General features: G+C 61.6%; 2 protein-coding genes. Both read right to left on the reverse strand.

The window, feature by feature from the left end:
• Positions 1 to 93: 93 nt before the first annotated feature.
• Positions 94 to 1470 (reverse strand): DUF3999 domain-containing protein, encoded by a 1377-nt coding sequence (locus tag JNL55_RS03560; RefSeq protein WP_293849347.1) that lies wholly within the window; start codon positions 1468 to 1470, stop codon positions 94 to 96.
• Positions 1467 to 2459, reverse strand: a 993-nt coding sequence (locus tag JNL55_RS03565; protein ID WP_293849350.1) for a DUF2339 domain-containing protein, incomplete at its 5' end; no start/stop codon positions are given. The genes JNL55_RS03560 and JNL55_RS03565, both read right to left, overlap by 4 nt.

Genomic DNA, 2459 nt, shown 5'->3' on the forward strand with positions numbered 1-2459 from the left:
AAAACGCATGGGATTCGGGGTGCTCAGGCACCTGGCCCGCCAAAAAGGGGGACCATTCTAGTTCAACCGGCCGGCTAATTCTCCGGTCCGGCGCTAGTTCGGGGTCTGCCGTACCCGCTTCAGCAGCGACAAGGCCATGGCCACCAGCAGGCCCACGCCCACCACCAGCACTGCCCACAAAACCACTACTTTGGTAGGCGTCTTTTTGGGCGGGGCCTTGAGGGCATCGGCGCCGCCCAGCGGCAGGATCGATCCGGCATAGCCCTGCTCGATCATTCGCTCGCGATCCGCGGCACTGACATCCGAGAGCAAACCATCGCAAACCGTCGGTTTGGCCAGTTCGGCCCGGCGGCTACCGAAGGCCACCGTGAACGGCCCGGGCCCCTGGGCCAGGAACCGCAATTTGGCCGGCCGATAGCCCAGCTCGAGCGTGCTGTCCTGATACACCTGCGGATCGTTCTGGATCTGCACGCGCCAGTAACGATCCGTGGTCGGCTGGAACCGAGCCGGCGGACTTTCTCGGCGCACAGTGTCCGAGACGATGACATAACTTTCGCCGCTCCAACGCGTGCGCCACTGCGCCTTGTCGTCGGATCGACTCTGCACCGTCACGTTGACCGTACTGTTCTCCTGCGTCAGCCGCACTCGCGCATAAGTGACAGGCGCGAGATGTTCGGCATCGAACTTCAGAACACCCGCCTCGTCGGAAGTCACGCGAGCGGCGGTGAACCACATGGGCTCGATCTCTTGAGCCTCGGAGACTTGCTCTGCTGCCACCGAATTGACGATCAACGGCGGACCGTTGTCGACTCGTTGCACGCGCAGATATTCATACTCGCGTAGCGGCAGCTGGATGCGCTCACGTCGCAATTCCTGATTGCCTTGTTTGGCGAGTAACAGCGTGCTCGCCGGCACCACCGTCTGCCAACCATCCAAATCGTCGCTGGCTTCGATGCGCACCTTCACTTCAGACACGCCATCCGGGCTGCTCCAATCGAAACGAATGGCCCGCAGCGGCTGAGTCTCGCGCGCGTCGATGATGTGAATCTGTCCGCTGACGACGGTCGGCGCAGGCGGCGACGACTCCTCGACATCGATCCGCGTGCCACCGGCGGTCTCTACATTCACACGCGAGCTTTCGGTGTAGACCTGATCCCGACCGCGAAGCACGAACACTGGCAGCGATTGCTCGGTGACTTGCGGCTCAGTGTTATCAGGCGCCGCGCAGAAAGCATGAGGCACCGGCGAACCATTCGCATTGAAGACTCGCAAATCGCCGAGATCGTCGCGCGTCGTCACGCGATACACATCATCCGGCAGCAAGGTCTCGATCATCGGCTGCGTATAAGCTGCCTCGACGGACAAGCCACTGAAGTAGTCGTTCTTACTCGGTGCCGCGGCGACGCTGACGCTCGTGGCCAGCAAGCAGCTCGCAGCAATAGTCAGAAGATTTCTTTGGGTTGAGCTCATGACTCCATCACCTGCTCAGTCGCCTTGCGCGGGGGCAAGGGCGCGAGATAGCCCGTCACCAGCAACAACACACCGACGGTCAAGAACGACGCGATGCGCGCGATAGTGCCGACATTGGAAAGATCGACCAGGAACAACTTCGCCACCACCACGATCATCAGCGCCGCGCCGACGATCCAAACATATCGCCACCGCTGTCGCGCGGCGATGGTCATGGCCGTGAAGCCCAGCACGCCCCAGAAGATGGACAACGACGCTTGCACCAGTGTCGAGTGAGCCATTCCGTACGCAGTAATCGGCGCGTCGAAGTTGTGATGGAGCGAGCGAATCAGCGCAGCGTTCAACCAGATGAACACCAAACCGGCGACGCCTGCGATCAGGATGCGCAGATCCAACTGCCACCACAGCGCACGCTGACTTTCGCTGAGCGAACTCCACCACATCGCGAGCGCCGCGAAACACAGCGCCACGCTGATATCCAGCGGATTGAGCAGCGGCAAGTAGGGCAGCCACGTCGAATCGCCCGTGCTGTTCAGATTGATGACGATGACCCAAAGCGCAGTCACGACGACCAGCGGCACAGCGGCGTAAACGCGATAAGCCACTTCGCGCGCGGCCACTGGCCAACGCGGACTCAATTGTTGGCGCCCCAACCAAGCGACGAACAATGCCGGCACCACGCCCCACGGCAGCTGCGCCCAGACACCGGTCGTGAGTTCGCCGATCTGATGATTCGCTTCCCAAGCCACGACCAACGCGAGCACCCAGGTCGCACCGGCGTGAAACCAATCCAGTCCGCCCACGTCACGTGACTCGCCGAGCTTCAACATCGTGTAGTAAGCAGCGAACAGCAATACCCAGCCGATGGCGCCCCATTGCGCGAACGGATGATCGAGGTTTGCCAGATGTAACAGCGCGATCAAGGCGGCCGCGACTGGCAGATAGGTCGCAGTCAGCAGCGGCAAGCGCCACTCTCGTTTCAGGCTGAT

Origin of the sequence: Steroidobacter sp., assembly GCF_016790065.1 — a bacterium.
Classification (GTDB): Bacteria; Pseudomonadota; Gammaproteobacteria; order Steroidobacterales; family Steroidobacteraceae; genus Steroidobacter.